This window comes from Calditerricola satsumensis (genome assembly GCF_014646935.1).
In the GTDB taxonomy this organism is placed as follows: Bacteria; Bacillota; Bacilli; order Calditerricolales; family Calditerricolaceae; genus Calditerricola; species Calditerricola satsumensis.
On the sequence record NZ_BMOF01000027.1, the window covers coordinates 23,012 to 29,898 of the forward strand.

Consider the following 6,887-nt stretch of genomic DNA (forward strand, 5'->3'; position numbering starts at 1 on the left):
CCGCCTACACCCTGGCCAATTTCCGCAACGCATGGCGGACCAGCCGTTCGGTCGTCGCGCCCTCGACGGATTCGGCGCGCAGCGCCTTGAGCACCTCGCGCACCTCGTGCTCGTGGTACCCGAGGGCCAGGAGCGCCTGGCGGGTCTCCTCAAGGGGCGATGACGCCTCCTCGGCGGACGCCCCCGCCTCTCCCTCGTCCGGCCACAGGGCGGCCTCCTCGGTAGCGGCAGCTTTTGACAACCCCCGCAGCTTGTCCTTCAGGTCGAGGATCATGCGCCGCGCCGTTTTGGGCCCGATGCCCGGAATGCGCGTCAGGTACTGCTCATCCTCGCGCTGGATGGCGGCAACCAAGCGCTCAGGCGTCGCTGCGGCGAGGACGGCCAGGGCGCCCTTCGGCCCGACGCCCGACACCTGCAACAGCAGGGCAAACAGCTCGCGCTCGTCACGGCTGGCAAAGCCGTAGAGGGCCTGCTGGTCGTCGCGGATGTAATGGTAGGTGTAGACGCGCACGCGCTGGCCCACGCGAAAACGGTACGGGTTGGCGGTCAGGACGCGGTACCCCACGCCGCCGGTGTCGACGACAACGCCCTGTTCGTCCACGTGGTCCACCGTGCCGCAAACGAAATCGATCACCGCTCGGCCCTCCCCACCCGCCGCGCCCAGCTTTCGGCATGGGCGTGGGCGATGGCCACGCCCAAGGCGTCGGCAGCGTCGTCCGGCTTGGGCACCTCCCTAAGCCCCAAGAGCACGCGAACCATCTCCTGCACCTGGCCCTTGACGGCCTTGCCGTACCCGACCACGGCCTGTTTCACCTGCATCGGCGTGTACTCGTACACCGGCAGGCCCGCCTGCTCAACCGCGAGCAGGATCACGCCCCGCGCCTGGCCGACGGACAGCGCCGTCGTCACGTTGCGCCCCCAAAACAGCTTCTCCAGGGCCACCACGTCGGGCCGCACATCGGCAAGGAGTGCCGCCGTCGCCTCGTAAATGTGCCGCAGGCGCGCCCCGTCGCTGTGCTGCGCGTCGGTGCGCAGGCAGCCGTAGCGAACCGGGATGAGCCGATGGCCCTGCCGTTCGATCACGCCATACCCGACGAGGGCCAGGCCGGGGTCGATGCCAAGAATGCGCACGCCCGTTCCCCCTTTGGTCGTCCCCACCGCAGGCGTCCGAACACAGTTTCCCCCTCATTATAGCAAAAACCGGACAGCCTGCCAGCGTGACAGCCGTTCTGCCGCATCCGGTTTAAAAGCCAACCGTCTCTCCCGCTTACGCCCCACCGGGGACGTCATCCCATGCCCCGGTCAGCACCGCCCGCAACACCACGGCGTGGGGCTCGGTGCCACTTCCTTCATCCACACGTCGATGCGCGCCGCATCCTTGGCAAGGCCCCGCGGCCACAAACGATCCACCAGGACGCGCCACCGCCAGTTGAACGAAAAGATTTCCCCATTCGATGTGCATCGCGCCATCTCGTGTTTTTTGATCTCCATCCGGTACCCTTCCTTTAATGGATTATGCCTCCGCCCAGTTCGGTCCTTCTTCTCGCGAAAAAGAAAACCGGCCCCCGCACGGGTAAAGCCGTGCCAAAGCCGGTTTCCCCTCATTCCTCCAGCGCAAACTCGCCAAAGGTCGAGAGAATGCTGTTGTACTCGGCCAGGTTGGTGACGCGAATGCCCCGTTGCAGCATGGCCAGCTCCTCGGGCGGCAGGCTCGACTCCATTCGCTTGATGTCGAGGGGGTAAAAGGTGTGGATCACGTCCCCCTCGCCCGGCGGCCCGCCGAAGATGGCCAAAATGCTCCCGTCCAAGAGCCCGAAATACCCGCGGGCTTTGGTAACCGGGGAGATGTCCTTGATGTGCCGCTCAAAAACGTAGCGACGGGGGCTTTTTTCCACCAGCGTCCAGTCGCGGTACCGTTCGAGGAGCGCCTCCTCCGACGGCAGGGTCACCGTCTCCCGCGTCTCCTCTTCGTAGCCGTCGACATAGATCCGCTTCAACACCACTTCGGCGACCAAGGCCGGCGCCGGCGACTTGTTCACCCACCCTTCAATGGCCACCACCAACGCACCGGCCCCGTATCCTAACCCTGCCGCAAGGAGAATGGTCGTCACGGCGAGGAAAAGCCATCGTTTCCGCTTCGGGCGGCCTTCCCGCCCGCTCTCGAATGCCCATCGTGTTAACCGCATAAAACATGCCCCTTTTTCCCCTTTTTTTGTCAGTCTAACCAGGGGAAGCGGGGCTTATACGTGGTGGCCGGTCTTTTCGCCCGTCCCTTGTCAAGATTCGCTCAGTTTTTCCATTTCTACCTCGTCCATGTCAAAATTGGTGTACACGTTCTGCACGTCGTCGTGTTCTTCGAGGTAATCGAGCAGTTTGAGCATGCGCGCGGCGTCCTCGCCGGTGAGCGTCACCGTCGTTTGCGGGATCATCGTCACCTCGGCAGTGGAGAAGGTGAACCCTTTCGCTTCGAGGGCCTCCTTGACCCGCTCGAAGTCTTCCGGCTCGGTGATGATGTGGTACGCGTCGTCTTCCGTTTTGAAGTCGGACGCGCCCGCTTCCAGGGCTTCCATCATCACCGTGTCTTCGTCGGCATCGGTGCTGGCCTTGTCGATCACGAGCAATCCCTTTTTGTCAAAGAGGTACGACACGCAGCCCGTCTCGCCGAGGTTCCCGCCAAACTTGGCGAAGGCGTAGCGCATATCGGAAGCGGTGCGGTTGCGGTTGTCGGTCAGCACGTTGACCATGACCGCCACCCCGCCCGGACCGTACCCTTCGTAGGTGATCTCCTCGTACGTAACCCCTTCCAGTTCGCCGAGCGCCTTCTTGATCGTTCGCTCGATGTTTTCGTTGGGCATGTTTGCCGCGCGGGCCTTGGCGATGGCCATGCGCAGGCGCGGGTTGTTTTGGGGATCCCCGCCGCCAAGCCGAGCGGCAACGAAGATCTCCTTGGAAAGCTTCGTAAACAGCCGGCCACGAATGGCGTCTTGACGGCTCTTGCGGTGCTGGATGTTCTTCCACTTCGAATGTCCGGCCATGTCCAACACCCCCCGAACGTCATCGTTCAGTGTAACACAGCGCGGCGGAAGCGGTCAAAGGCAAGGCCGGGGCCAAAAAAACGGCCCCCTGGCAATCAGGAGGCCGTTGCACGCGGCGCTTAGAGGCGCGGCGGGGAAGGCGGGAGTTGCCGCTTGTGCGCCGTTCGTTTGTGCAGGATGAGGATGATTTCCCGGTCGCGGTCGGACACCGGCTTGCCGTCGAGGAAGTCGTCGATGGCGTCGTAGGTGACACCCATCTCCGCCTCGTCGGTCTGCCCTTCCCACAGGCCGGCCGTCGGCGCGCGGCGGATCACCTCTTCCGGGACGCCGACAAAGCGCGCCCATTCGCGCACTTCGCGCTTACGCAAATTGGCGATGGGCAGGATGTCCACGCCGCCGTCGCCGTACTTGGTGAAGTACCCGGTGTACACCTCGGCGGCGTTGTCGGTTCCGACCACGAGGTAGTTGAGGGTGTTGGCCACCGCATACAGCGTGCACATGCGCAGCCGCGCGCGCAGGTTGCCGTCGGCCGTGCGCGTTGGCGTGTTTTCGTCGACGAGGCCGGCCGCGCGCAGCTCCTGCTGCACGGCGGAAAACAGGGTCTCGTGCACCGCCGAAAGGTCCACTTCCAGGTGGCGAATGCCGCAGGCCTCGACCACCTTCAGAGCGTACTCCCGGTCGACGGGGTTTGACTTGCAGGGCATGATCAGCCCCAGCGAGGCGTCGGGACAGGCCCGCTTGACAAGAAAGGCGGTGAGCGCCGAGTCGACCCCGCCGCTGATGCCCACCACCAGGCCCTTCGCCCCGGTAAACTTTACCTGCTGCCGCAGCCACTCGACCACAAAATCGACTTTTTGCGCGAGGTTCATGCTCCGCTCCCCTTTTCCGGTCGTTGCTTCACCCCGATTGTATCACAGGTGGCGGGGCGGCTGAACCTCTCCTGTCCAGAGGCGGAACAGGTGCGCGAGGCATTCGGCGCGCCTCGACCGAAGTTGCCAGGCGCGGCGCAAAAAGGCGAGGGATCGGGACGGCGAGTAGCCTTTGATCCCGCGCCAGACGCCCAGCGCTTCGCGCATCTCGTCGGACGGGAACCGCAGGAGATAGGGGATGAGCCGGCGCTCGCCCGGATCAAGCGGGCGCACCCGCTCATACGCCGCGGTGGCGACGAGGGCCACATCCGGCCGCCACTGCGCGTCCCACAAGGCGCGGGAGATGAGCTGCACGAGGTCGCCGGCCTGCCAATCGGTGCCCGAGGCGTCCAGGTCGAGCAGGTAGACGATAGGCCCGTTAACGAGAAAGTTGTGCCGCGCCACGTCGTGATGGGCCACCGCGCCGAAGAGGCCAACATCGCGCTGGCTGTAGGCGATCAGGGCCGGGACGGGCAAATAGGCGAGCCCCGCCTCCGCCTCGCGGAGGATGACCGCCCCGGTTTCAGCGATCCAGCGGGCGATGGGGCTTTTGCCGGGTTGCGCCGAGGCCTGGCGATACGCGCTCAGGTATTCCCAATAGCGCTCGGTCAGGCGCGACAGGTAGGGGACATCGGATCCGCGGCGAAGGGACCAGGCATGAACCGCCGCGCGGTGAAACGCCGCCAGCGTCTCCGCCACGCGGGCCAGCTCGCGTTCGTTCTCGTAGACCGCCGGTCGCCCGGGAAGGCGCGGCATCACCACCCACCGCTGTCCGCCCGCCTCCCAGTAGGGCTTGCCGTCTTGGGTCAACAGGAGTGTGATCGTACGCCGAAACCCGTTGGCACGGACGTGGGTCAGCAGGTGGTGCAGGCGGTCGACGGGAAAGCGAAGGGAATAGGCCTTGAGGACGTACGCCTGGCCGCTCGAATCTTCGGCAAACACCACCTTCTCCGTTTCGCGCCCCGAGACAAGACGCAGGCCAAAGGCATCGCCGACCTCCCGCCAGGTTACCCGGACCATGGCCGCGTCCCCCGCATCCGCACGGCCTCAGCTGTCCTCGCTGTCCTCCGCATACGCCTCCCACAACGTCGGCGTATGGTAGAGCGTGGACGGCAGCGGATGCAAAAGCGGTTGCGGCGGCAAAGGAAACGGCACGGACGACGACACCGATCCGTAAACGCCGCCCCAACCGGTCACGGGTGACCACGGCCAGCCATACCATCCGTAGGGGTCGGCCATGGGCAGCGGATACGCCGGAAGGGGAGACGTCGGGGGAACAAATGCCGCCGCCCCATTCCCGTAGCCATGGGGACTCGGATACGCGTGGGATCCCGCAGGCGTCGACGAGGAGGGCTCCGCATCCGCGGTTGGGGGCCCCGCAGACGACGGCGCGTACGCCTCCCCGTCATGAATCAGCGGGGCGTAATCTGACCCGTCGGCATGAGAGGGTTCCGACTTTTCGACCCCGACGCGATTCTCGTCGGCCGCAGGCCTTTCCGCCGGCGCACTTGCCGGTTCGGCCGCGCGGATCACCCGCCGGCGCACCGGGGCCACGCGCGGCACGGGCACGCGCACCTTTGTACCCGGGGGGAGGGCTTCGGCCGGACCGATCTGGGGGTTAGCCCGGCACAGCGCCGGAAGGTCGACGCGGTACAGCCGGGCGATCTTCGTCAGCGTCTCCCCGCCGCTGGCGATATGCAGTTTCAAGGCGTCCTCCTCCTTTCTGGGCACCGTCACTCCATCTTATGCAGGAGCGGCGGTTTTGCCTCGAAAGGAGCGCGATGCGTTTCGGTCAGCTCACCTGCCTGGCCGCCTCGGGATAGACGGGCGTGCCGTCGACGCGCACCCGGCGGCGGAAGGCCTCCGTCAGCCTGCGGGTGATGGGCCCAGGGACGCCGCTGCCAATCGTGCGGCCGTCCACCTCCACGACGGCGATGATCTCGGCCGCCGTTCCCGTCAAGAACACTTCGTCGGCCACGTAAACGTCATGGCGCGTGAATGGCTCTTCTTTGACGGTATAGCCCAACTCTTGCGCCAATTCCATCACCACCTGGCGGGTGATCCCTTCGAGGGCCCCGAGATAAGCGGGAGGCGTGCACAGAACGCCGCGGCGCACGATGAAGATGTTGTCGCCCGATCCCTCCGCTACATACCCGTCCTGGTTGAGCGTCAGCGCCTCGGCCACGCCGGCCAGGTTCGCCTCGATCTTGATAAGGACGTTGTTCAGGTAGTTGAGGGATTTGATTTTGGGGTTGAGGGCATCGGGGGCGTTGCGCCGCGTCGGCACGGTGATGACGCGGATGCCCTGTTCGTAGAGCTCCTTCGGCCACAGCCGGATCTGGCTGACGATGATGATCACCTGCGGCCGGCTGCACGTGCGCGGGTCAAGCCCGAGGTCGCCCACCCCGCGGGAGACGATAAGGCGGATGTACGCGTCGCGCAGACCGTTTCGCCGTACCGATTCGACGACAGCCGCCTCCATCTCCTCCGGCGTCATGGGAATGTCGAGGAGGATCGACTTGGCCGAGTCGTACAGCCGTTTGATGTGGTCGCGCAGGCGAAAGACGACGCCGTCGTACACGCGAATGCCTTCAAACACACCGTCGCCGTAGAGAAATCCGTGATCAAACACCGACACCTTCGCCTCGTCGCGGGAAACGAACTCCCCGTTCATGTAGATCCACTCGCTCATGCCCTCCGCCTCCTACCCGTTGTTTTTTGAATTTGTTGAAAATTAAAATCAACAAGAGAGGGCTTCTGCGGAATGCCACTTTTTTGTACACTTGCTACGTCATACCGCAGAAGCTCCGCTCTCTTTCCCTCATGGTGAGGTTAGAATTTAGGCTCATTATACGAAGAAGAAGAAGGCGCGTCAACGGCCGTCCGGCTCTACGCTAAAAAGTGTGGATGCCAAGAAGGAAAAAGGCGGTCAGCGAGCCAAGGG

General features: G+C 64.6%; 8 protein-coding genes and 1 pseudogene. All 9 read right to left on the bottom strand.

Annotation, left to right across the window (positions count from 1 at the left end; genetic code table 11):
• Window positions 1-4 precede the first annotated feature (4 nt).
• Entirely contained in the window at window positions 5-634 is a 630-nt protein-coding gene (gene ruvA, locus IEX61_RS07450) for a Holliday junction branch migration protein RuvA (protein WP_054671299.1), read from the bottom strand.
• Window positions 631-1,131, bottom strand: coding sequence for a crossover junction endodeoxyribonuclease RuvC (gene ruvC / locus IEX61_RS07455; protein WP_054671297.1), 501 nt, complete (start codon window positions 1,129-1,131; stop codon window positions 631-633). Before ruvC ends, ruvA begins: the two co-directional genes overlap by 4 nt.
• A 198-nt stretch (window positions 1,132-1,329) precedes the next feature.
• Window positions 1,330-1,470: pseudogene (locus IEX61_RS07460) on the bottom strand (DUF488 family protein, N3 subclade); the annotation flags it as partial.
• 131 nt (window positions 1,471-1,601) lie between these two features.
• On the bottom strand, window positions 1,602-2,111 hold the full coding sequence (locus IEX61_RS07465) for a BofC C-terminal domain-containing protein (RefSeq protein ID WP_229725771.1): 510 nt from the start codon (window positions 2,109-2,111) through the stop codon (window positions 1,602-1,604).
• 165 nt (window positions 2,112-2,276) lie between these two features.
• Window positions 2,277-3,035, bottom strand: coding sequence for a YebC/PmpR family DNA-binding transcriptional regulator (locus IEX61_RS07470; protein ID WP_054671287.1), 759 nt, complete (start codon window positions 3,033-3,035; stop codon window positions 2,277-2,279).
• 119 nt (window positions 3,036-3,154) lie between these two features.
• On the bottom strand, window positions 3,155-3,904 hold the full coding sequence (gene nadE / locus IEX61_RS07475) for an NAD(+) synthase (RefSeq protein ID WP_054671283.1): 750 nt from the start codon (window positions 3,902-3,904) through the stop codon (window positions 3,155-3,157).
• A 42-nt stretch (window positions 3,905-3,946) separates the two neighbouring features.
• A complete protein-coding gene (locus IEX61_RS07480; protein ID WP_188817403.1) occupies window positions 3,947-4,963 on the bottom strand; it encodes a protein kinase family protein in 1,017 nt (338 codons plus the stop codon).
• Between the two features lie 27 nt (window positions 4,964-4,990).
• Window positions 4,991-5,650 (bottom strand): LysM peptidoglycan-binding domain-containing protein, encoded by a 660-nt coding sequence (locus IEX61_RS07485; RefSeq protein WP_188817405.1) that lies wholly within the window; start codon window positions 5,648-5,650, stop codon window positions 4,991-4,993.
• A gap of 85 nt (window positions 5,651-5,735) precedes the next feature.
• On the bottom strand, window positions 5,736-6,635 hold the full coding sequence (gene ilvE, locus IEX61_RS07490) for a branched-chain-amino-acid transaminase (RefSeq protein WP_188817407.1): 900 nt from the start codon (window positions 6,633-6,635) through the stop codon (window positions 5,736-5,738).
• Between the last annotated feature and the right edge of the window lie 252 nt (window positions 6,636-6,887).

Bases quoted from the DNA above. Each gene is read 5' to 3' on its own strand.
- nadE (WP_054671283.1), bottom strand. From the start codon at position 3,904: ATGAACCTCGCGCAAAAAGTCGATTTTGTGGTCGAGTGGCTGCGGCAG.
- IEX61_RS07480 (WP_188817403.1), bottom strand. From the start codon at position 4,963: ATGGTCCGGGTAACCTGGCGGGAGGTCGGCGATGCCTTTGGCCTGCGT.
- IEX61_RS07470 (WP_054671287.1), bottom strand. From the start codon at position 3,035: ATGGCCGGACATTCGAAGTGGAAGAACATCCAGCACCGCAAGAGCCGT.
- ilvE (WP_188817407.1), bottom strand. From the start codon at position 6,635: ATGAGCGAGTGGATCTACATGAACGGGGAGTTCGTTTCCCGCGACGAG.